The 22,223-nt window shown below is 60.9% G+C and carries 18 protein-coding genes; 5 read left to right on the plus strand and 13 right to left on the minus strand.

The genetic code is table 11. The annotated features are described in order from the left end of the window. Positions 1–59: 59 nt before the first annotated feature. The 10 genes from trpE to AC3ITY_RS29850 form a co-directional block, all read right to left on the minus strand. On the minus strand, positions 60–1,541 hold the full coding sequence (gene trpE, locus AC3ITY_RS29805) for an anthranilate synthase component I (protein ID WP_489306453.1): 1,482 nt from the start codon (positions 1,539–1,541) through the stop codon (positions 60–62). Between the two features lie 70 nt (positions 1,542–1,611). Further along, entirely contained in the window at positions 1,612–2,430 is an 819-nt protein-coding gene (locus AC3ITY_RS29810) for a phosphoglycolate phosphatase (RefSeq protein WP_489306454.1), read from the minus strand. Beyond that, on the minus strand, positions 2,427–3,101 hold the full coding sequence (gene rpe / locus AC3ITY_RS29815) for a ribulose-phosphate 3-epimerase (RefSeq protein ID WP_150725211.1): 675 nt from the start codon (positions 3,099–3,101) through the stop codon (positions 2,427–2,429). The genes AC3ITY_RS29810 and rpe overlap by 4 nt, the downstream gene beginning before the upstream one ends. Before the next feature lie 115 nt (positions 3,102–3,216). Next, positions 3,217–4,365, minus strand: a complete 1,149-nt coding sequence (locus AC3ITY_RS29820) for an iron-containing alcohol dehydrogenase (protein WP_489306455.1) — start codon at positions 4,363–4,365, stop codon at positions 3,217–3,219. Positions 4,366–4,584: 219 nt separating this feature from the next. Further along, positions 4,585–5,409: an ABC transporter permease gene (locus AC3ITY_RS29825; protein WP_007986034.1), complete on the minus strand. Its 825-nt coding sequence runs from the start codon at positions 5,407–5,409 to the stop codon at positions 4,585–4,587. 12 nt (positions 5,410–5,421) lie between these two features. After that, positions 5,422–6,669, minus strand: a complete 1,248-nt coding sequence (locus AC3ITY_RS29830; RefSeq protein WP_489306457.1) for an ABC transporter permease — start codon at positions 6,667–6,669, stop codon at positions 5,422–5,424. Between the two features lie 182 nt (positions 6,670–6,851). After that, positions 6,852–7,895: an ABC transporter substrate-binding protein gene (locus tag AC3ITY_RS29835; protein WP_489306458.1), complete on the minus strand. Its 1,044-nt coding sequence runs from the start codon at positions 7,893–7,895 to the stop codon at positions 6,852–6,854. Between the two features lie 48 nt (positions 7,896–7,943). Continuing rightward, entirely contained in the window at positions 7,944–9,068 is a 1,125-nt protein-coding gene (locus AC3ITY_RS29840) for an ABC transporter ATP-binding protein (RefSeq protein WP_223460289.1), read from the minus strand. Between the two features lie 282 nt (positions 9,069–9,350). Then, complete coding sequence (locus AC3ITY_RS29845; RefSeq protein WP_008051638.1) at positions 9,351–9,980, minus strand: response regulator; 630 nt, start codon at positions 9,978–9,980, stop codon at positions 9,351–9,353. A gap of 125 nt (positions 9,981–10,105) precedes the next feature. Next, on the minus strand, positions 10,106–12,502 hold the full coding sequence (locus AC3ITY_RS29850) for a PAS domain-containing sensor histidine kinase (protein WP_489306460.1): 2,397 nt from the start codon (positions 12,500–12,502) through the stop codon (positions 10,106–10,108). 73 nt (positions 12,503–12,575) lie between these two features. Here AC3ITY_RS29850 and AC3ITY_RS29855 point away from each other — a divergent pair, with 73 nt between their 5' ends. Next, positions 12,576–13,565 carry an alpha/beta hydrolase family protein gene (locus AC3ITY_RS29855; protein ID WP_489306462.1) on the plus strand — a complete coding sequence of 330 codons (990 nt, stop codon included), beginning with the start codon at positions 12,576–12,578 and terminating at the stop codon, positions 13,563–13,565. Positions 13,566–13,703: 138 nt separating this feature from the next. Here AC3ITY_RS29855 and AC3ITY_RS29860 read toward each other — a convergent pair whose 3' ends face one another. Genes AC3ITY_RS29860 through AC3ITY_RS29870 form a run of 3 tightly spaced genes read right to left on the minus strand, consistent with a single transcriptional unit; the run spans position 13,704 to position 16,160 of the window. After that, entirely contained in the window at positions 13,704–14,471 is a 768-nt protein-coding gene (locus tag AC3ITY_RS29860) for a TerB family tellurite resistance protein (protein ID WP_489306463.1), read from the minus strand. A 1-nt stretch (position 14,472) separates the two neighbouring features. Continuing rightward, a complete protein-coding gene (gene murU, locus AC3ITY_RS29865) occupies positions 14,473–15,144 on the minus strand; it encodes an N-acetylmuramate alpha-1-phosphate uridylyltransferase MurU (RefSeq protein WP_489306464.1) in 672 nt (223 codons plus the stop codon). Continuing rightward, on the minus strand, positions 15,141–16,160 hold the full coding sequence (locus tag AC3ITY_RS29870; RefSeq protein WP_489306466.1) for an aminoglycoside phosphotransferase family protein: 1,020 nt from the start codon (positions 16,158–16,160) through the stop codon (positions 15,141–15,143). The genes murU and AC3ITY_RS29870 overlap by 4 nt, the downstream gene beginning before the upstream one ends. A gap of 130 nt (positions 16,161–16,290) precedes the next feature. Between AC3ITY_RS29870 and AC3ITY_RS29875 the strand changes: the two genes are divergently transcribed. From AC3ITY_RS29875 to rsmA, 4 genes are read left to right on the plus strand one after another with little or no spacing between them, the layout of a single operon-like run. Continuing rightward, the gene (locus AC3ITY_RS29875; protein ID WP_489306467.1) at positions 16,291–19,101 is read left to right on the plus strand and encodes an LPS-assembly protein LptD; all 2,811 of its coding nucleotides are present in this window, start codon (positions 16,291–16,293) and stop codon (positions 19,099–19,101) included. Next, positions 19,082–20,398: a peptidylprolyl isomerase SurA gene (gene surA, locus AC3ITY_RS29880; RefSeq protein ID WP_223460303.1), complete on the plus strand. Its 1,317-nt coding sequence runs from the start codon at positions 19,082–19,084 to the stop codon at positions 20,396–20,398. The genes AC3ITY_RS29875 and surA overlap by 20 nt, the downstream gene beginning before the upstream one ends. Next, complete coding sequence (gene pdxA, locus AC3ITY_RS29885) at positions 20,395–21,384, plus strand: 4-hydroxythreonine-4-phosphate dehydrogenase PdxA (protein ID WP_223460304.1); 990 nt, start codon at positions 20,395–20,397, stop codon at positions 21,382–21,384. Before surA ends, pdxA begins: the two co-directional genes overlap by 4 nt. Next, complete coding sequence (rsmA, locus tag AC3ITY_RS29890; protein ID WP_489306469.1) at positions 21,381–22,199, plus strand: 16S rRNA (adenine(1518)-N(6)/adenine(1519)-N(6))-dimethyltransferase RsmA; 819 nt, start codon at positions 21,381–21,383, stop codon at positions 22,197–22,199. Before pdxA ends, rsmA begins: the two co-directional genes overlap by 4 nt. The last annotated feature ends 24 nt before the right edge of the window (positions 22,200–22,223 follow it).

The raw sequence follows: 22,223 nt of genomic DNA on the forward strand, positions 1-22,223 counted from the left end.
GCTTTGCGACCCAACGGGGGCAAGCCCCCTCGCCACAAAAGCTCCTTCACCACATGAGCTCAGCTTTCCGGGGATTGTTCAGCCAGGGCAACGGCGCGGAACATCGCGCGACGCTTGTTCAGGGTTTCTTCCCATTCCAGCGCCGGTACCGAGTCGGCGACGATGCCGCCACCGGCCTGCACATGCAGTTCGCCGTTCTTGATCACCGCCGTGCGGATCGCAATGGCGGTGTCCATGTTGCCGTTCCAGGCGAAGTAACCGACCGCACCGCCGTAGACGCCACGCTTGACCGGCTCCAGTTCGTCGATGATTTCCATCGCGCGAATCTTCGGCGCGCCGGACAAGGTGCCCGCCGGCAGAATCGCCCGCAGTGCATCCATCGCCGTCAGCCCTGCTTTCAGTTGCCCGGTGACGTTGGACACAATGTGCATCACGTTGGAGTAACGCTCGATCACCATCTTCTCGGTGAGCTTCACCGAGCCGATTTCCGAAACGCGACCGGTGTCGTTGCGACCGAGGTCGATCAGCATCAAGTGTTCGGCGATTTCCTTGTCGTCCGACAGCAGGTCTTTTTCCAGCGCCTGGTCAGCCTCTTCGTTGGCACCCCGCGGACGGGTGCCGGCAATCGGGCGCACGGTGATCAGGTTGTCTTCGACCCGCACCAGCACTTCCGGCGAACTGCCGACGACGTGGAAGTCGCCGAAGTTGAAGAAGTACATGTAAGGCGTCGGGTTGAAGCAGCGCAGCGCGCGGTACAGATCGATTGGCGCCGCCTTGAAGTCGATCGACATGCGCTGGGACGGCACGACCTGCATGCAGTCACCGGCCAGGATGTATTCCTTGATGGTGTCGACGGCTTTTTCGTAATCGTCCTGAGTGAAGCTGGAGCGGAACACCGGGTCAGCCGATTGTTGCTTGCTGAAGTCCAGGCCACGGCGTGGGGTGATCGGCTGACGGAGTTTTTCCAGCAGCTCTTCCAGGCGCGCGCGACCTTGTTCGAAGGCGTCTTCCTGCGCCGGGTCGGCCAGGACGATGGCGTGCATCTTACCGGCCAGGTTGTCGAACACCACCACGGCGTCGGACACCATCAGCAGAATGTCCGGTACGCCCAGCGGGTCCGGGTTCGGGCATTTGCCCAAGCGCTTTTCCACATAACGCACGCAGTCATAACCGAAGTAACCCACCAGGCCACCGTTGAAGCGCGGCAGGCCGGCAATGGTCGGCACGTTGTAGCGAGCCTTGAAGGCTTCGACGAAGGCCAGCGGGTCTTCCACGTCGTGGCTTTCGGTCTCGACGCCATCGACGGTCACGCTGACGTGATGATCGTGAACCCGCATCACGGTACGGCACGGCAAGCCGATGATCGAGTAACGGCCCCACTTCTCGCCGCCCTGTACGGACTCCAGCAAGTAGGAATTGGGCTCGTCGGCCAGCTTCAGGTAGATCGACAGCGGCGTGTCGAAGTCGGCCAGGGTTTCGCAGGCAAGCGGAATGCGGTTGTAGCCGGCAGCGGCCAAACGCAGGAATTCTTCGCGGATCATGAGGTGCCTCGTGGTTTGAGGGTCGAACAGTCAGGTATGCAAACGCGCCGGATAACCGGCCAGAATCAAGTCAGGCGCGCCAACGCCAGCGGGCCAGGGCCTTGATGACTTTCATCCAGAGTTTGCGAGTGACCACCACGATGGCGTTTCCAGAAGGGGGTTTGACAGCGTCGGCCAACGTTATCTCAGCGGCCGGATCCAGGCAACCGGGAATTAGTTTGCGCAGGTCGTCGATCACCAGTGTCGGCGACTCTTCGGCAATTGGCCGACCGTGGTTATAGCCGTAGCTCAGGGCCACGCACTTGACCCCCGCCGCTTTCGCCGCCAGCACATCGCTGCGCGAATCGCCGACGAACAACGACTGCGAAGCCGGAATGTTGGCCATTTTCATCACGAAAAACAGCGCGGCCGGATCGGGCTTTTTCTGTGGCAGGGTGTCGCCGCCGATGATCCAGCGGAAGTAACGGCCGATTTTCATCTGATCCAGCAGCGGCGCGACGAAACGCTCCGGCTTGTTGGTGATCAGCGCCATCTCGACGCCCTGCTTTTGCAGCCATTTGAGGAAGTCGCGCACGCCGGGATACACCACCGTCAACTCATGGCTCTCGCCATAAGCCTGCATGAAATACTCCAGCGCCCGCTCGGCCTCGTGGTTATCGACCGCCGAATGATCTATAGCGCCAGCCAGCGCACGACGCACCAATACCGGCGCGCCGTTGCCGACCCATTCGCGTACCGCTTCCAGACCGGCGGGCTTACGACCGAGTTTGAGCAGCATCTTGTCCACAGCCACTGCCAGGTCCGGGACCGAATCGATCAACGTGCCGTCCAGATCGAACATCACCAGCCGCGGCAGTTGCCCCGGGAACAACTGCTCAAAGCCACTCATGGGCGAGCCAGCGCCAGTTCGGAACGCATCTTGTCGATGACTTCCTGATAGTTCGGCGCATTGAAGATGGCCGAGCCGGCGACGAAGGTGTCAGCGCCAGCCGCAGCGATTTCGCGAATGTTGTTCACGTTCACGCCGCCGTCGATTTCCAGGCGAATGTCACGGCCCGACGCATCGATCAGCGCCCGCACTTCACGCAGCTTGTCGAGGGTGCCGGGGATGAACTTCTGCCCGCCGAAGCCCGGGTTGACGCTCATCAACAGGATCATGTCGACCTTGTCCATGACGTGCTTGAGCACGTCCAGCGGGGTCGCCGGGTTGAACACCAGGCCCGACTTGCAGCCGCCTTCGCGGATCAATTGCAGGGAGCGGTCGATGTGCTGGGTGGCTTCCGGGTGGAAGGTGATGTAAGTAGCGCCGGCTTCGATGAAGTCGCCGACGATGCGGTCCACCGGGCTGACCATCAGGTGCGCGTCGATCGGCGCGGTCACGCCGTACTTGCGCAGCGCCGCACAGACCATCGGGCCGATGGTCAGGTTCGGCACATAGTGATTGTCCATGACATCGAAGTGCACGAAGTCGGCACCGGCGGCCAGGACGTTGTCCACTTCTTCACCCAGGCGGGCGAAGTCGGCGGAGAGAATCGACGGAGCAATTACGAAGGGCTGCATGACGCACCTTTTCTGAGCAGAATCACGATGGCGCGCATTGTATACCTCATGCTTTGACGCGCGCACCGTGAGCGCGATGATTGGACCTTGCCATCATCCAATAACAGCAAAGGCTCTAGTACGCCGCGCGATAGATCTTTTCGATATCGACGGCACTCAACTTGCGCGGATTGTTGCGCATCAAGCGCTCGATCCCCGCCGCTTCCACGGCCATGGACGGGATGGCGTCCTCGGGCACACCGAAGCTGCGCAGGCCCTGGGGAATTTCCACGGCGGCACACAGTTCGGACATGGCTTGCACGGCTTTGTCGGCCGCTTCGTTGATGCTCAAGTGAGCGGTCTTCACGCCCATGGCCTCGGCGATATCCTGCATGCGTTCGATGCAGGCCATCTTGTTCCAGGTCATGACATGGGGCAGTAGCAAGGCATTACTGACCCCATGGGCAATGTTGAAACGCCCGCCCAGCGGATACGCCAGCGCATGCACCGCGCCGACCCCGGCATTGCCGAACGCCATGCCGGCCATCAGGCTGGCAGTGGCCATGTCTTCCCGGGCTTGCAGGTTCGACGGGTTGGCGTAGGCCTTGGGCAAAGCCTTGGCGATCAACTTGATGGCGCCAATGGCAAGGGCATCGGTAATCGGCGAGGCGTTGATCGACAGATAGGACTCGATGGCGTGCACCAGCGCATCGACGCCGCTGGCCGCCGTGACGCTGCGCGGACAGGTCATGGTCATTTGCGGACTGACCAGCGCTACATCCGGCAACAGGTAGTCGCTGACGATACCCTTCTTCAGTTGCGCGACCTTGTCGGAAAGGATGGCGACGTTGGTCACTTCCGAGCCGGTGCCGGCGGTGGTCGGGATGGCAATCAGTGGCGGGCCTTTGCGCGGGACCTGATCGATACCGAACAAATCCTCCAGCGCACCGTGGTACCCGGCGTAGGCCGCCACGCTCTTGGCAATGTCGATGGCACTGCCGCCGCCCAAGCCGATCAAGCCGTCATGCCCGCCGTCGCGATAGACCTGCATGCAATCTTCGACGATGGCGATTTCCGGGTCTGGCAGCACCCGGTCGAAAATCTCATAACTGCGATCGCCCAGCTGCGCCAGTGCCAGTTCTACCGTGCCGGACTTGACCAGGGCTGCGTCGGTGACGATCAGCGGGTTGTCGATATCCAGGCGTGTCAGCTCGGCGGCCAGTTGCTCGATGGCACCTGCGCCGGTGATCAGTTTGTGAGCGATTTTGAAAGAGGAAAGACTCATGTGCGCAGCCTCTTATAGGTAGGGGAGCTGGGCACAATAGTAGCTGGGGATTGCGGGTTGTCTTCCATTCAGGCGGTGAATGACCTAGGTTTCCGGGAACGCCAAAAACCACTGTGGGAGCGAGCTTGCTCGCGATGAGGGAGTACCAGCCACCATAAATGTCGACTGACTGTCCGCTATCGCGAGCAAGCTCGCTCCCACAGGGAGTAGGGTGATTCGTCAGACCTGCGCAGTACGCAGTTTCTCGCTACGCCCACGCAGCCATTCCAGGGTCAGCAACAGGATCACCGAGAAGGCAATCAGCAGCGTCGCGGCGGCGGCGATGGTCGGGCTGAGGTTTTCGCGGATTCCGCTGAACATCTGCCGTGGCAGGGTCGCTTGCTCGGGGCCGGCGAGGAACAGCGTCACCACCACTTCATCGAACGACGTCGCGAAGGCAAACAGCGCCCCGGAGATCACGCCCGGCGCAATCAGTGGCAAGGTCACCCGGCGGAACGTGGTCAGCGGCGAAGCGCCCAGGCTCGCAGCGGCCCGCACCAGGTTGTGGTTGAACCCCTGCAAGGTCGCCGACACTGTGATGATCACAAACGGCACACCGAGCACGGCATGCACGACGATCAGCGAGGTATAGCTGTTGCCAAATCCCAGTGGAGCGAAGGTCAGGTAACTGGCCACGCCAATGATCACCACCGGTACCACCATCGGCGAAATCACCAGCGCCATCACCAGCGGCTTGCCCGGGAAATCGCCTCGGGTCAGGCCGATCGCCGCCAGCGTGCCGAAAATCATCGCCAGTACCGTCGCTGCCGGGGCCACGATGATGCTGTTCTTCAACGAACGCATCCATTCCGCCGAGGCAAAGAAGTCCTGGTACCAGTGCAGCGAAAAGCCTTGCAGCGGATAGACCAGAAAACTCCCCGAGTTGAACGACAGCGGAATGATCACCAGCACCGGCAGGATCAGGAACAACAGAATCAAGCCGCAGAGAATCCGCAAGCTGTAGAACCACACCCGTTCAATGGGCGACATATAAGGACTCAGCATTTCGTTCTCCCCTTAGCTCAGGCGCAGGCGGCTCGCGCCCACCAGCCAGCTGTAAATCAGATAAAGCACGACCGTCGCGAGCAACAGCAGCCCACCGAGTGCGGTCGCCATGCCCCAGTTGATGCTGGTGTTGGTGTAGAAGGCGACGAAGTAGCTGACCATCTGATCGTTCGGGCTGCCCAGCAATGCCGGGGTGATGTAGTAGCCGATGGCGAGGATGAACACCAACAGGCAGCCGGCGCCGACACCGGCATAGGTCTGCGGGAAGTACACCCGCCAGAAGCTGGCGAACGGATGGCAGCCGAGGGAAATCGCGGCGCGCATGTAGGTCGGCGAGATGCCTTTCATCACGCTGTAGATCGGCAGGATCATGAACGGCAGCAAGATGTGCACCATCGAGATGTAGACGCCGACACGGTTGAACACCAGTTCGATCGGCTTATCGATGATGCCCATGGCCATCAGGCCGCTGTTGATCAGGCCACCCGATTGCAGCAACACGATCCACGCCGCGACCCGTACCAGGATCGAGGTCCAGAACGGCAACAGCACCAGGATCATCAGCAGGTTGCTCTGCCGTGACGGCAGGTTCGCCAACAGGTAAGCCAGGGGATACGCCAGCACCAGGCAGATCACGGTGATGATCAGGCCCATCCAGAAGGTGCGGGCGAAGATGTCGAGATAGATCGCCTGGTCCGGGGTGGCCGGGGCGATTTCGCCGAGGTCGTCGATGCGGTGATCGACAGCCGCCAGCAGGTAATACGGGGTGATGCTGCTGGTGTTGCGGCGTACCGCTTGCCAGTAGGCCGGGTCGCCCCAGCGCTCATCGAGACCTTCCAGCGCTTCTTTATAGGAGGCAGGTTCAGTGGTGAGCGGCAAGGCGCGGGCAGTTTTGGTCAGCAGGCTACGGTAGCCGGCCAGTTCCATGTTCAGGCGTTTGGACAGATCGCCCAGGGTCTGATTCTTGCGCGCGTCGGCGAGGTCTTCGGCCGCCGCTTTGTAAACCGGTTCAGCGGGCAGGCCGCGGCCGTCCCAACTGGCGATGGCGGTCACGGTACGCGGCATGCCGCCGACCACTTCCGGGTTGCCAACGCTTTTGTAGAGCAGCGCCACGATCGGCACCAGGAACACCAGCAACAGAAACAGCACCAGCGGTGCGATCAACGCCTGGGCCTTCCAGCGGTTGACCCGCTCGGCATGCTTGAGCCGCTGCTTCAAGGTGGGGCTGGTGCCCTCGTTCAGGGGAACGGCGATAGCCATGACGTACTCCGGGAATCTTTGATCGTTACAGAGGTGGCGAACCACCCCTGTTGTGTTGAAACACCGCAACCTGTGGGAGCGAGCTTGCTCGCGATGAGGCCATCACATTCAACATCTATGTTGATTGACCCACCGCTTTCGCGAGCAAGCTCGCTCCTACAGCGTAAGCCCGCGGTGCGGTCTTACTTGGCAGCCCAGGCGTTGAAGCGCTGTTCCAGTTGCTCGCCGTTGTCAGCCCAGAAGCTGACGTCGATCTGCACCTGGTTGGCGATGTTTTCCGGGGTAGTCGGCATGTCTTTCAGGACATCCTTGGTCAGCAGGGGTACGGCCTGGGTGTTTGCCGGGCCGTAGGCGATGTTTTCCGAGTAGGTCTTCTGCTGCTGTGGCATCACCGAGTAGGCGATGAACTTCTTCGCGGCTTCAGCGCGCTTGGCATCCAGACCTTTTGGAATGGCCCATGCGTCGAAGTCGTAGATACCGCCGTTCCACACGACTTTCAGGTTGCTTTCTTTCTGCACGGCAGCGATACGACCGTTGTAGGCCGAGCTCATGACCACGTCGCCGGAAGCGAGGTATTGCGGCGGTTGTGCGCCGGCTTCCCACCACTGGATGTTTGGCTTGAGCTCATCGAGCTTCTTGAACGCGCGGTCCTGACCGTCTTTGCCGGCCAGCACTTTGTAGACGTCTTTCGGCGCAACGCCGTCGGCCATCAGTGCGAATTCCAGGGTGTACTTGGCGCCTTTACGCAGGCCACGCTTGCCCGGGAACTGCTTGGTGTCCCAGAAATCCACCCAGCTGGTCGGTGCGGTTTTCAGCTTGTCGGCGTTGTAGGCCAGCACGGTCGACCACACGAAGAAACCCACGCCGCAAGGCTGGATGGCGCCCTTGACGTAGTCTTCGGTCTTACCGAACAACTTCGGATCAAGCTGTTCGAACATGTCTTCGTCGCAACCACGGGACAGTTCCGGCGATTCAACCTCTACCAGATCCCAGGACACGCTCTTGGTGTCGACCATGGCCTTGACCTTGGCCATTTCACCGTTGTACTCGCCGGCCACGATCTTGCCGTTGCCTGCCGCTTCCCACGGTGCGTAGAAGGCTTTGACCTGAGCCGCCTTGTTCGCCCCACCAAAGGACACCACGGTCAGGTCCGGGCCGGCCGCCATTGTGTGTGCCGCGCCCATCATGCCCAGTGCCAAAGCGGTGAATTTCAGGGATCTCAACATTTATTGTTCTCTCCACGTGCAGGGTTGGTGTTGGTGTTGCCGGGGCGATCAATGCGCCTCTAAAAGTGGGTCGAGTGCGCGAACGTGCTCGACCTGCCAGCCAAGCGGTACCACGTCGCCGACGGCGAGCGAGGGATCAAGCTCGGCAATCGGCTGTTTCACGAAGAAGTCGGTCTTGCCGCAGACTTCCATGCGAACCCGGACGTGGTCGCCCAGATAGATGAATTCCTCGACTCGCCCGGAGAAGCGGTTGACGCATTGGTCGCTGGAGCCGTTGAGGCTCACTCGCTCCGGACGAATGGACAGGGTCACCGGCTCGCCGGTCTGGCCGATGTTGACCGCCAGCGCTTCGACTTTTTCCCCGCGACCAAGCTCGACCACGCAGCGCTCGCCGCTCTGGCTGACCAGTCGGCCATTGAGGCGGTTGTTCTCGCCAATGAAGTTGGCGACGAAGGTGTTCTTCGGCTCTTCGTAGAGGGTGCGCGGTGGCGCGATCTGCTGGATTTCGCCCTGGTGGAACACCGCCACACGGTCGGACATGGTCAAGGCTTCGCCCTGATCGTGGGTCACGTAGACAACAGTGACGCCCAGGCGCTGGTGCAGGTGCTTGATCTCCATCTGCATGTGTTCACGCAGTTGTTTGTCGAGTGCGCCGAGGGGTTCGTCCATCAGCACCAGTTGCGGTTCGAACACCAGCGCGCGGGCCAAGGCCACACGCTGTTGCTGACCACCGGAGAGCTGCGCCGGGTAGCGCTGGGCGAAGGCATCGAGCTGGACCATGCTCAGCACGCGCTTGACCCGGGCACTGACGTCGCTCTTGTTCATGCCGCGTACGGTCAGCGGGAAAGCCAGGTTCTCGGCCACCGTCATGTGCGGGAACAATGCGTAGTTCTGGAACACCATGCCGATGTCGCGCTTGTGCGGCGGCACGTTGTTGATGGCGCGCCCGGCCAACAGGATTTCGCCCGCGGTCGGCGTTTCGAAACCGGCGAGCATCATCAGGCTGGTGGTCTTGCCGGAGCCGGACGGCCCGAGCAACGTGAGGAATTCGCCTTTGCGAATGTCCAGGTTGAGGTCCTTGACGATCAGGTTCTCGCCGTCGTAGCTCTTCTGCACTCCACGAAAGCTGACCAGAACATCATTGGCCCCTGCGCTTGAATCGACCTGGCTCATACCCACACCTTTGTTATTGATGACTGCTGTGGGACTAAGCCTAGTGGACGCTGGGTACCGCGCAAATCGGGGCGCAAGAGAGATTCCCCTAAGCCGGATGGAAGACTAGGGGTAGGGATTGCCCTACAAAGATGGCGTGTTTTGGCAAATGCAGTGGCAAGGGGTCAGCTACAAGCCACAAAAGCAAGCCGATGCGGTATCTGGAGCTGTCGTAAATGGATATGCCACCACCGGACCTGTGGGAGCGAGCAAGCCCGCTCCCACATTGAGTATCGGTGTGGTTTAGAGCAGCTTGTGCTCCATCGCGTACTTCACCAGTTCCGCCAGCGAGGTGATGTTGAGCTTCTGCATCAACCGCGCCTTGTGGGTGCTGATGGTCTTGCTGCTCAGCGCCAATTGCTGGGCGATGTCGTTGACGTTGGCGCCCTGGGCCAGGCGTTCGAACACGGAAAATTCGCGCTCGGAGAGTAACGAGTGCAATGGACGCGAGTCGGTAAGACCGACCTCGAAAACCATGCGGTCGGCCAGTTCCGGGTCGATATAACGCCCGCCTGACGCCACTTTGCGAATGGCCGTCAGCAACAGTGCCGGGTCGCTGTCCTTGGTCGCATAACCGGCAGCGCCCACCTTCAACGCCCGGGCGGCCATCTGCGCTTCGTCGTGCATCGACAGCACCAGGATCGCCGGTGGATTGTTCAGGGCGCGAATCCGCGGAATCGCTTCCAGGCCGTTGACGCCCGGCATGGAGATGTCCAGCAACACCACTTCGCAGGGCACATGACGCAAGGTGTCGAGCAACTGCTCGCCATTGCTCGCCTCCCCCACCACCAGCAAGTCCTTGGCCAGGCCGATCAACTGCTTGATGCCTTCGCGAACGATGGTGTGGTCTTCGGCTACCAGTACACGGATCACGTTCTTCTCCAGGTTCAAGATCTATCGCGAGCAGGCTCGCTCCCACAGGGGATTTTTGAACGACTCAAAGCCATTGTGGGAGCGAGCCTGCTCGCGAAAGCGTCAGCACAGACACCACAAATTCTTCAGGCTTTCTCCAGAGGCACTCGCACTTCTAACGTCGTGCCCTCACCCGGCTCACTCTCAAGCGACAACTCACCGCCCATGATCAACACCCGCTCGCGCATGCCGACCACCCCAAAGGATGTCGGCCTGCCAGCTGCGGCGACAAATCCTACGCCATCATCGCTGACCGTCAGACACAATTCGTCGCCCTCAAGGGCCAGTGTCAGTTCAACAGTATGCGCCTGGGCGTGCCGCATGACATTGGTCAGCGCTTCCTGAAGGATTCGAAACAGGCCGATTGCCTTCGCATCGCTGAGCGCTGGCAAATTGTCCGGCACCTGCACCAGACACGGGATCTGCGTGCGCGCCTCGAATCGGCGGGCCTGCCACTCAATGGCCGAGGCGATGCCAGCGTCGAGAATCGGCGGTCGCAATGCCGTGGCCACATCGCGGACCAACTGAAACAACTGAGCGATCAAGCGCTTCATGCTATTCAAGCGCTCGTTCAGACCGGGATCAAGTTGCGCGTAAGCCAGTTCGCACATGGAGGTTTCTAGCTTGAGCACGGTCAGCATCTGACCCAGTTCATCGTGAACTTCCCGGGCAATGCGCGCTTTTTCTTCCTCGCGCACGCTTTCCAGGTGCGCAGACAACTCACGCAGTTGTTCCCGGGAGCTGGCCAGTTCAAGTTCGATGCGCTTGCTCTCGCTGATGTCCCAGACGATCCCGTCCCAGACATAGGCGCCGTCTTCCAGCCGGCGGGTGATGGCCTTGATTTCCGCCCAGCGCTGCTCGCCCTGACGCGTGAGGATTCGCCCCTGCCACGACCAGTCGCTGTCGGTATCCAGCGCATGATCCTGGGTCTGGTGATAGCTGGCCTTGTCATCCGGATGCACGAGGCTGCGCAGGCCTTTATCGCGATGCGCCAGCGTGGCCGGCGAGTAACCCACCAGGCTTTCGCTGCCTTCGCTGATGTAGGCAAAGTCAATCTGACCGGTCACCGGCGCCCGCTCCAGCCGGAAAACCAGTCCCGGAACGTTGGCGGCGATACCTTGCAACCGCGCCTCGCTTTCCTGCAAGGCCGCCAGGGCACGACGCCGCTCCGTGACATCGTTGAGGTAAACCACCAGGTATTCGCCATCGCGAAAGCGCAGAAAACTCAATGAGACATCGGCCGGCAGGATGCTGCCATCGGCCCGCACGCAATTGGATTCGAAGCTTTGCGGGCCATCTTCACTGGCCCGGGCGCGCTTCCACAGGTTCAGCCAACGGTCCATGTGCAGGCCAGGCTCGAAATCGATCAGGGGCCGATCGATGATCCCGCCGGCCGGATAGCCCAGCATGCTTTCCGCCGCGCGGTTGGCGTAGCGCACATGGCTGTCCCAGTTGACCCAGAGGATGCCGACGGTGCTCTGGTCAATGGAAAACTGGGTGAGCCGCAAGGCCTCTTCGCTGGCGGCGCGCAAGGCGATGTCTTCCTGCGCGGCCAGCAGACGCTGTTCCAGGTTGTGCTGCTGGCGACGCTGCCAGAACACGATGGCCATGCAACTCAACGTCAGCACTGCCAGCAACAGGCAGAGGTTTTGCCAAAACCCCGGAGACTCGGTGAGCCGCGGATACTTGGGCTGCAGCCATTGATTGTGCAGTTGCTCCAGATCCTTGGCCGGGATCGCCCGCAATGCACTTTCGACGATGCCCGCCAGTTCAGGTTTGTCGCGGAGCGTGGCCACCCGCAGCAACTGTGGCAGGCCGACATCCCCCACCACCACCAACCCGGCGAACTCCGGCTCGACCGACAAGCGTCCCAGCTGCGCCTCATCGATCACCGCATAAGCCGCCTGCTGGCCAACCAATAATTGCAATGCCTGGCGTTCCATCGGTACGCCTTGCAGATTCAGGTGCGGGTAGTTGCCGCGCAGGTAATCGGCAATGGCACTGGGCATCCGCACGGCGACGCGGGTCTGGCTGTCGAGCTTTTCCAGCTCGACAGCGCCAGCGCTTTTCTGGTCGCTGACCACCAGTTGCGGCACCCGCATGTAGGGGTCTGAAAACTGCCAGAGGCGCAGCCCGCCAGGTGTCTGGGTCAGCCCCGGGGCGATGTCGATCTCGCCCTCGCGGGCCGCGGCTTCCAATTGTTCAAGGTCAGAAAAATTGCGCCAGCTCAGTTCGACATTGAGGTTTTTCGCCAGCCACTTCATCAACTCGACGTTCACCCCGGACAGGCGCTGCAAGCGACGATCGTATTGCGCATAGGGCGCCTGCAGCACCACGCCGACCCGCAACTCGCTCTGCTGCGCCAGCCAGTGCTGCTGTTTCGGGGACAGTTGGGCAACGGGCGCCGGAGGCGCGACGGCCGCCCAGCCCATCAAGGGAAACCACAAACAGCCGATAACCCACAGGCAGCGAAAACGCATCATTGAACTCTCACACACTGACAAATACTGACCAACCCATTAGGCTGCCGGAACATCTTCTGGCCTGGAATATCCGATGCCCCCTGTCTACCGCCTGGCACTGCCAGCGTTGTGCCTGTCGCTGATCCTGCCTTGCGCTTTTTCCGTCAAGGCGGCCGACCCGGCGCCCGCCGCGGAGGAAAAAACCGCCGAAGAGAAACCACTCGAACGTCAGCCGCTGCCTGAGCGTAGTCAGGAAGAAGCGACTGCACTTGAGCGAAAAATCCCGGCTCAGGAACAGCAACAACTGCAAGCAGGCACCGACACGTTTCTGGCCTTGTGGAAACCGGCCAATACCGCCGAACCCAAAGGCGCGGTGATTATCATCCCGGGCGCCGGTGAAACCGTTGACTGGCCGCAAGCGGTCGGCCCTTTGCGGCGCAAATTGCCGGATGCCGAGTGGAGCAGCCTGAGTATCACCTTGCCGGACCTGCAAAGCGATGCCATTGCGCCACGAATCGTCGAAGCAGCACAGGCTCCCAAGCCCCCCGAAACCGTCAGTAAAGACTCGACCACCGCCGCCCCCATCGAACAGGTGGCCGGTGGCGAGGCCGATGTGGCCGACAAGGCCGTCGCCGGAACCAGCGAAGAACAGTCCAAGGCAGATGCCGAGCGCATCTTCGCCCGGATCGACGCCGCGGTCGCCTTCGCCGAACAGCAAAGCGCCCGCAGTATCGTGGTGTTGGGGCATGGTTCCGGCGCCTATTGGGCCGCGCGCTACCTGAGCGAGAAGCAGCCATCGCAGGTCGAAAAACTGGTGATGGTTGCCGCCCGGACACCTGTGGTGGCCACGCCCGGGCTGGCAGAGCTGACCCCGACCCTGAAACTGCCAACCGCGGATATTTTCTACAAGGACAAAGCGCTGGATCGCGACACAGCACTGGAGCGACTGCAGGCCAGCAAACGCCAGAAGTCATCGGCATTCAGCCAGGTTGCACTCAAGGCGTTGCCGGATACCAAGGCCGAACAGGAGCAACTGTTCCGTCGGGTGCGGGGCTGGTTGAGCCCGCAGAACCCGGCGGGCTGACAGACCGAGGCGCCTTCATCGCGGGCAAGCCACGCTCCCACAGGTTTTATGCCGATCACAAAATTGCGTACGACACAAAACCTGTGGGAGCGAGCTTGCTCGCGATAGCGGTATTACTGGCGACGTAAGTTTTCCGGGCTAGCGAAAATCCCGCCGCTCCCGAATCAGCGTATAGGCGTTATGCAGTTCACGCGTTCGCTCGGTAGCCTCACGCACCTGCATCGCCGTCGCGCCACTGCCGGCAATCTTGTCCGGGTGATGACGACTGAGCAGGCGCCGATAAGCACGCTTGATCTGTGCCGGCTCAGTGGTGGCCGACACGCCCAAAAGCCTTAACGCGTCCTGATAATTTGGCACGCTGCTGCCCAATGGCCGCTTCTGCGGCTCATAGTCGTGGGCCAACGCTTGTACCTGATGGGGCGTCCAGCCCAGCCACTTGCCCCATTGGCCAATCAATTGACGTTCACTGCTGCCGGCACGACCATCGGCCCACACCATTCGCCAGCAGGCGCGCAACACGCCTTCTGCCGCATGGGGCTGGGCACTCAGGCGACGCAGATAACCGTGTAACCGGTCGCGGCCCGACTTGCCGCGATTGAACGCGGCAATCGCACGACGCCGGGCCGGCTCGGACATGTCCAGCGAGCGCATTTCCGCTCGGGCCTGTTCGATGTGCCCGGCCATCACTTGGCCGTCACACTTGGCCAGGCGCCCCAACAAGACAAACAGCAACTCATCGTTACGCAGCACCGGGCGACCGCCCAGCTTTTCCCACAAGTGCCCCCAGCTTTGCAGGTGCAAGCGCCGGTCCAGCGCCTGCCCCAACAACGCGCCGAGCATGGCCCCCGGAATACTGGCTATGGCAAAGCCTGCTCCGGCTCCGATCAGAGTCCCTGGCCACAGCATGTCAGCGGCTCGCTTCTATCAATGTTTCAACTTCGGCCAGACGCTCGTGAGTGCCGACATCGACCCAGTGCCCCCTCAATTGCTCTCCGGTCACCTGACCGTCAGCCATGGCTTTGCGCAACAGCGGCGCGAGCTTGAAGGCCCCCGCGGTGCAACCGTCGAACAGCTGCGGATGCAACACGGCGATGCCGCTGTAGGTCAGAGTGGCGGCCTCCGGCTGACCGTCGCGCACCTGCGTTCCGACCAGGCTGAAGTCCCCGGCCGGATGATGGGGCGGGTTGCCGGCCAGCACCAGGTGCGCCAGGCCGTTGATGGGCTGATGCAGCACGCTGAAGTCGTAATCGGTCCAGATGTCGCCATTGACCACGACAAACGCTTCATCCCCTAACAACGGCAACGCGTGGAAAATCCCACCGCCGGTTTCCAGGGGCTGGCCTTCCGCCGAGTATTGAATGCTCACGCCATAGCGCGATCCATCGCCCAGATAGTCTTCGATCTGCTGACCAAGCCAGGCGTGATTGATCACGATGTCAGTGAACCCGGCGGCGGCCAGCGCTAGCAGGTGATACTCGATCAATGGCACTCCGCCTGCACGAACCAGCGGTTTTGGCGTGGTCAGGGTCAGCGGGCGCATGCGCTCGCCTTTACCCGCGGCCAGAATCATTGCCTTCATGCGCTCACTCCGACACGCAGACTGGCCAGCAACACATCCAGCTCGGCCAGTTCAGGGCGGCGAGCGATCACGCCTTCTATGTACGCAAAGAAACGCGGCACATCGCCCAGGTAACGCGGCTTGCCGTCGCGATGGCAGATGCGCGCGAAAATACCGATGACTTTCAGGTGACGTTGCACGCCCATCAAGTCACTGGCACGCAGGAAGTCCTCGAAGTCGGGCTGAACCGGAATCCCGAGGGCACCCGCTTGCTGCCAGTAGCTTTCGAGCCAGCCGTGCACGCGTTCTTGCGGCCAGCTGAGAAATGCGTCCTTGAACAGGCAGGTCACGTCGTAGGTCACCGGGCCATACACCGCATCCTGGAAATCCAGCACACCGGGATTGGGCTCGCTGAGCATCAGGTTGCGCGGCATGTAGTCGCGATGCACCAGGACTTTTGGCTGTGCCAGGGCGCTGTCGATCAACAGTTCGCTGACCTGCTGCCAGAGCACTTGCTGCGCCGCGTCGAATTCGATGCCCAATTCGCGCTTCACGTACCACTCGGGGAACAGCTCCAGCTCGCGACGCAGCAAGGCCACGTCATAGCTCGGCAAAGGCGCAACCATCGGCAACTGCTGGAAAGCCAGCAACGCTTGCAGGGCATCCTTGAACAAATCGTCGGCGTTTTCGCTGTCGATGACGTCCAGATAGGTCTTGTTACCCAGGTCATTGAGCAATAGAAAACCGCGTTCGAGGTCTTCGGCATAAATTTTTGGCACATTTATTCCGGACTTTGCCAGCAAAAAGGCGATATCCACGAAGGGTTTGCAGTTTTCCTGGGGCGGCGGCGCGTCCATCACGATGAAACTTTTGCCACCGCCTTCCCAACGGAAATACCGCCGAAAACTCGCGTCACTGCTGGCCGCAGTCAACGTGGCCGGGGGGACGTCGCCCCAGCCCTGCTCGGCAAAAAGGGTCGCCAATTGTTCATTGAGCCAAACTTTCAGGTGTTGCAAGCGTACATCTTGATCAGGCATTGCAAGGGTCTCCGACGGCGCTAGCCGTCAAGCGGGTCATGCTTTATTATCCAGCATCTTTTTCAGACCATCGAGAGGCGTGCGGCCCACACCGCGGGCAGATGGCACGCAGGAAGCCCGGACTAATAAGATGGCATTGAAATCCCCCGCGTTTGGTAAAAAATTTCCGTTGTTGGTTACCGGCAGTTTGCTGGCGCTGCAACCCCTCGCCACTTCCTATGTGGTCGCCGCGGAACAGTTTGACTGCTCAGTCTCTGCTTCGGGTTCCTGGGACTGTGCACCAAAGTCGCCGGCGGCTGCATTGCCACCGCGTCCCGTTCATGATGGCAGCGCAGTTTCCGCTACCGGCGAAGCCCCGGCCGAGAACGGTTCCAGCGAAGACACTGGCGCCAAGCCGGTACTGGTCACCGAATCCAAAGGCCGTGGCCTGAAGTCGCGTAGCGCAGACTACAGCCACCTCGACTGGGTTCCCCGCGAGCAGCTCACCGCCGCACAATTGGCCGAAACCGGTCCTTATTGCTCTGGTTCCTATATCGAACCGATTCGTCCTGGCATGACTGACAAGACGAATAAAAGTGACGCACCCACCTTTATCGGCGCAAAAGCCTCCCGCTATAAGCAGGATGAGCAGGTCGCGACCCTGGCTGGCGACGTTGTCATGCGTCAGGGCAGCATGCAGGTCGAAGCCGACGAAGCCAACCTGTACCAGGCCGAGAGCCGTGGTGATCTGAACGGCAACGTGCGCATTCGCGACAACGGCGCACTGATTGTCGGCGACCACGCCGACGTGCAGCTCGACACCGGTGAAGCCAAGGTCGACAACGCCGAATACGTAATGCACAAATCCCGCATCCGCGGTAATGCGCTGTACGCCAAACGTGCCGAGAACGCGATCATCCGCCTCAAGGATGGCACGTACACCACGTGCGAACCGAACAGCAACGCCTGGCAGCTCAAGGGCAACAACATCACCCTGAACCCGGCCACCGGTTTCGGTACGGCGACCAACGTAACGCTGCGGGTCAAGGACATTCCGGTCCTGTACACACCGTACATCTATTTCCCGATCGACGACCGTCGCCAGTCCGGCTTCCTGCCGCCAACCATCGGCACCGGCAGCGATACCGGCTTCATGCTGGTCACCCCGTACTACTTCAACCTGGCACCGAACTACGATGCCACGTTGTACCCGCGCTACATGGAAAAGCACGGCTTGTTGATGGAAGGCGAATTCCGCTACCTGACCAAGTCCAGCGAAGGCCAGTTCGGTGCGGCGTACCTCAACGACGAAAGCGACGAACGCGACAAGCAGAGTGACGCCGAAAAAACCCGCTACATGTACAACTGGCAGCACAAGGGTGGTCTAGACTCGCGAGTGTTCACGCAAGTCGACTACACCAAGATCAGCGATCCGTATTACTTCCAGGATCTGCAGACCGACCAGATTGGCATCAAAAGCAGCGACTACGTGAACCAGCAGGGTTCCGTCACCTATCGCGGCGACAGCTATACCGCTCGCGTGAACGCCCAGGCATACCAGCTGGCGACCGTGTCGAACATTACGCCGTACGACCGCCTGCCGCAGCTCACCCTCGACGGCATGCTGCCTTATCATCCGGAAGGCCTGGACTTCACGTACAACACCGAACTCGTACGGTTTGACCGGGATCTGCAGAGCGGAACCTACTTTGACGAAGACGGCGTCGGCTCTCCCCGTCTTGATAACAACATTCAAGGCCTGGCTCGCGCCAATGGCGACCGCCTGAATCTCGCGCCCGCCATCAGCCTGCCGATGAACACGACGTACGGCTTCCTGACACCGAAGCTCAAGTACCAGTACACCCAGTACCAACTGGACCTGGACAGTACCGGCAAAAGTCAAATCGCGGCTCAAAATCAAGCCGCAGCTGCAGCCGGGACTGAAAATATCAATGGTCAATTTGACAGCAACCAGAGCCGCGGGGTGCCGATCGCCAGCATCGACAGCGGTCTGTACTTCGATCGAAATACCCAATGGTTCGGCAAGAACTACCGCCAGACCCTCGAGCCGCGCCTGTTCTACCTGTACGTGCCTGAGGTTGACCAGGAAGACATCCCGGTATTCGACACCAGCGAATACACCTTCAACTATGCGTCGTTGTTCCGTGACAACCGCTTCTCCGGCTCCGACCGTGTCGGCGATGAAAACAAATTGTCCCTGGGCGTGACCAACCGCTGGATCGAAGACGACGGTTTCGAGCGTCAACGCATCAGCATCGGCCAAGCCTTGTACTTCAAGGACCGCGAGGTTCAGTTGCCTGGCGTGAACTTCAACGATCGTGCCGACGCCAAAGCCAGCGTTTCCCCATATGCACTGGAATACGAGTATCGCTGGAACCGCGACTGGCGTACCACGGCCGACTACAACTGGGACCCGGACAGCCGCAGCCCTCGCTCGGGCAGCGCGATGTTCCACTACCAGCCTGAAGACAACCCGAACAAGGTCGTCAACGTCGGCTATCGCTATCGTAACGACCAGGTGATCTATAACCAGAACACCGGTAAATGGCAGTTCGGCGGTGACTACGGTACCCCTGGCCAGCCTGACTTCGTGAAGGATTACTACAAGATCCAGCAGCACGACTTCTCGGTGATCTGGCCGATCGTGCCGCAATGGAGCGCTATCAGCCGTTGGCAGTATGACTACAACCGCAACCGTACCCTGGAAGCCTTCGGTGGTTTCGAGTACGACAGTTGCTGCTGGAAACTGCGCCTGATCAACCGCTACTTCGTTGATTATGATGAGTTCAGCCAGCAGGCACCGCAAAACGAAAAAGGCGACCATGGCGTCTTCCTCCAAATTGTTCTGAAGGGACTCGGCGGCCTCACCGGCGCCAAGGCAGAGAGCTTCCTCGACAAAGGCATTCAAGGTTATCGTGAACGTGAAGACCAAGCTTTCTGATTGTCTGCGCCCGCTGATGCTGGGCGCGCTGTTCCTGAGTACGGCGGCCAGTGCCGCCGTACAGTCCATCGATAAAGTGGTGGCCATCGTCGACAACGACGTGGTCATGCAGAGCCAACTGGACCAACGTGTTCATGAAGTTCAGCAAACCATTGCCAAGCGTGGTTCTGCCGTGCCCCCGGCCAGCGTCCTGGAGCAGCAGGTACTTGAGCGCCTGATCGTCGAAAACCTGCAATTGCAGATCGGCGAGCGTTCCGGCATCCGCATTACCGACGAAGAGTTGAACCAGGCTGTCGGCACCATTGCCCAGCGCAACAACATGTCGGTCGAGCAGTTCCGTGCTGCACTGACTCGCGACGGCCTGTCCTACGATGACGCACGCGAGCAGATTCGTCGCGAAATGGTCATCAGCCGTGTGCGCCAGCGTCGGGTTGCCGAACGCATTCAGGTCTCCGAGCAGGAAGTGAAGAACTTCCTGGCGTCCGACCTGGGCAAAATGCAGCTGTCCGAAGAGTTCCACCTGGCCAACATCCTGATTCCTACGCCGGAAAGCGCCAACTCCGACGCGATTCAGAATGCAGCCAAACAGGCCGATACGATTTACCAGCAGCTCAAGCAAGGCGCTGACTTCGGTCAGTTGGCAATCGCCAAGTCCGCCAGCGAAACCGCACTGGAAGGTGGTGACATGGGCTGGCGTAAAGCCGCTCAATTGCCTCCGCCGTTCGATCGCCTGCTGAGCACCATGCCGGTGGGTGATGTCACCCAGCCAATGCGCACGCCGGGCGGCTTCATCATCCTGAAGATCCTCGACAAGCGTGGCGGTGAGACCCAGATGCGCGATGAAGTGCATGTGCGCCACATCCTGGTCAAACCGAGCCCGATCCGCGACGAAGCGAAAACCAAGGCCCTGGCTGAGTCGCTCTACAGCCGTATCGAGGCTGGCGAAGACTTCGGCGAGCTGGCGAAAAGCTACTCGGAAGACCCGGGTTCCGCCCTCAACGGCGGCGACCTGAACTGGATCGACCCGAACGCGCTGGTGCCCGAGTTCCGCCAAGTGATGGCCAAGACCCCGCAAGGTCAGCTGTCCAAGCCGTTCCAGACTCAATACGGCTGGCACGTCCTGGAAGTTCTTGGTCGTCGCGCCACCGACAGCACCACACAGGCTCGCGAGCAGCAAGCAATGACCGTTTTGCGTAACCGCAAATACGACGAAGAGCTGCAAACCTGGCTGCGTCAGATCCGTGACGAAGCGTACGTGGAAATCAAACTCCCTGGCGCCGACCAGGCAGCGCAGTGAAACCCCAACGTTTCGCGCTGACACCCGGCGAACCGGCCGGCATAGGTCCAGACCTGTGCCTGCTGCTCGCCTCGCAAGCCCAGCCACACCCCCTGATTGCCATCACCAGCCGCGATCTGCTCATTGAGCGGGCCGCGCAGCTGGGTGTGGCCGTCGACTTGCTGCCGGTTACGCCCGACAACTGGCCGGATGCACCCGCGCCAGCCAACAGCCTGTATGTCTGGGATACACCGCTCAACGCCAAGGTCGTCGCCGGGCAACTGGACAAGGCCAACGCTGCCTTCGTTCTGGAAACCCTGACCCGCGCCGGCCAGGGCTGCCTGAGCGGAGATTTCGCCGGCATGATTACCGCACCGGTGCACAAAGGCGTGATCAACGAATCCGGCATCGCCTTTTCCGGGCACACGGAATTCCTCGCCGACCTGACCCACACCGCGCAAGTGGTGATGATGCTGGCCACACGCGGTTTGCGCGTAGCCCTGGTGACCACTCACCTGCCCCTTCGCGAGATTGCCGACGCAATCACGCCGGAGCGTCTGGAACGCGTCACGCGAATCCTGCACGCCGACCTGCAAGACAAGTTCGGCATCGCCCAACCGCGCATCCTGGTCTGCGGGCTCAACCCCCATGCCGGCGAAGGCGGACACCTGGGCCATGAAGAAATCGATATCATCGAACCCACATTAGAGCGCTTGCGCGGCGAGGGCATGGACCTTCGTGGCCCCCTGCCCGCCGACACTCTGTTTACCCCCAAATATCTGGAGCACTGCGATGCGGTGCTGGCGATGTACCACGACCAGGGCCTGCCGGTGCTGAAGTACAAAGGCTTCGGCGCGGCAGTCAACGTGACCCTCGGCTTGCCGATCATCCGCACCTCGGTCGACCACGGCACCGCCCTGGACCTGGCCGGCAGCGGCAAGATCGACACCGGCAGCCTGCAAGTCGCCCTGGAAACCGCCTACCAGATGGCCGAGACCCGTTTATGACCGAGCACTACCAACACAAGGCGCGCAAACGCTTTGGCCAGAACTTCCTGCACGATGCCGGCGTTATCGACCGCATCCTGCGCTCCATTCATGCCAAGGCAGAAGACCGCCTGCTGGAAATCGGCCCGGGCCAGGGTGCACTGACCCAAGGCCTGCTCAGCAGCGGCGCGCAACTCGACGTGGTGGAACTGGACAAGGACCTGATCCCGATCCTCAACCAGCAGTTTGCCGGCAAGAGCAACTTCAACCTGCATCAGGGCGATGCGCTGAAGTTCGACTTCAACAGCCTGAATGCCGCGCCTGGCAGCCTGCGTGTGGTCGGCAACCTGCCGTACAACATCTCGACGCCGCTGATTTTTCACCTCCTGCATAACTCGCACCTGATTCGCGACATGCACTTCATGCTGCAAAAGGAAGTGGTCGAACGCCTGGCGGCCGGCCCTGGTGGTGGTGACTGGGGTCGTTTGTCGATCATGGTTCAGTACCACTGCCGGGTCGAGCACCTGTTCAACGTCGGCCCGGGCGCGTTCAACCCGCCGCCGAAAGTCGACTCGGCCATCGTGCGTCTGGTGCCCCACGCTGTACTGCCGCACCCGGCCAAGGATCACCGCTTGCTGGAGCGTGTCGTGCGCGAAGCTTTCAACCAGCGCCGCAAAACCCTGCGCAACACCCTCAAGCTGCTGCTGAGCAATGCCGAAATCGAAGCCGCCGGCGTCGATGGCAGCCTGCGTCCCGAGCAACTCGACCTGGCTGCCTTCGTGCGCCTGGCCGACAAGCTCAGCGAGCAAGCGCCACAAAAGCCTGCCGCTGACTGACAGGCGATGAGCGCTATCGGGTAG

The sequence above is a fragment of the Pseudomonas sp. GL_091 genome (assembly GCF_057837725.1).

Bases quoted from the DNA above. Each gene is read 5' to 3' on its own strand.
- trpE (WP_489306453.1), bottom strand. From the start codon at position 1,541: ATGATCCGCGAAGAATTCCTGCGTTTGGCCGCTGCCGGCTACAACCGC.
- AC3ITY_RS29810 (WP_489306454.1), bottom strand. From the start codon at position 2,430: ATGAGTGGCTTTGAGCAGTTGTTCCCGGGGCAACTGCCGCGGCTGGTG.
- rpe (WP_150725211.1), bottom strand. From the start codon at position 3,101: ATGCAGCCCTTCGTAATTGCTCCGTCGATTCTCTCCGCCGACTTCGCC.
- AC3ITY_RS29820 (WP_489306455.1), bottom strand. From the start codon at position 4,365: ATGAGTCTTTCCTCTTTCAAAATCGCTCACAAACTGATCACCGGCGCA.
- AC3ITY_RS29825 (WP_007986034.1), bottom strand. From the start codon at position 5,409: ATGCTGAGTCCTTATATGTCGCCCATTGAACGGGTGTGGTTCTACAGC.
- AC3ITY_RS29830 (WP_489306457.1), bottom strand. From the start codon at position 6,669: ATGGCTATCGCCGTTCCCCTGAACGAGGGCACCAGCCCCACCTTGAAG.
- AC3ITY_RS29835 (WP_489306458.1), bottom strand. From the start codon at position 7,895: ATGTTGAGATCCCTGAAATTCACCGCTTTGGCACTGGGCATGATGGGC.
- AC3ITY_RS29840 (WP_223460289.1), bottom strand. From the start codon at position 9,068: ATGAGCCAGGTCGATTCAAGCGCAGGGGCCAATGATGTTCTGGTCAGC.
- AC3ITY_RS29850 (WP_489306460.1), bottom strand. From the start codon at position 12,502: ATGATGCGTTTTCGCTGCCTGTGGGTTATCGGCTGTTTGTGGTTTCCC.
- AC3ITY_RS29855 (WP_489306462.1), top strand. From the start codon at position 12,576: ATGCCCCCTGTCTACCGCCTGGCACTGCCAGCGTTGTGCCTGTCGCTG.
- AC3ITY_RS29860 (WP_489306463.1), bottom strand. From the start codon at position 14,471: ATGCTGTGGCCAGGGACTCTGATCGGAGCCGGAGCAGGCTTTGCCATA.
- murU (WP_489306464.1), bottom strand. From the start codon at position 15,144: ATGAAGGCAATGATTCTGGCCGCGGGTAAAGGCGAGCGCATGCGCCCG.
- AC3ITY_RS29870 (WP_489306466.1), bottom strand. From the start codon at position 16,160: ATGCCTGATCAAGATGTACGCTTGCAACACCTGAAAGTTTGGCTCAAT.
- AC3ITY_RS29875 (WP_489306467.1), top strand. From the start codon at position 16,291: ATGGCATTGAAATCCCCCGCGTTTGGTAAAAAATTTCCGTTGTTGGTT.
- rsmA (WP_489306469.1), top strand. From the start codon at position 21,381: ATGACCGAGCACTACCAACACAAGGCGCGCAAACGCTTTGGCCAGAAC.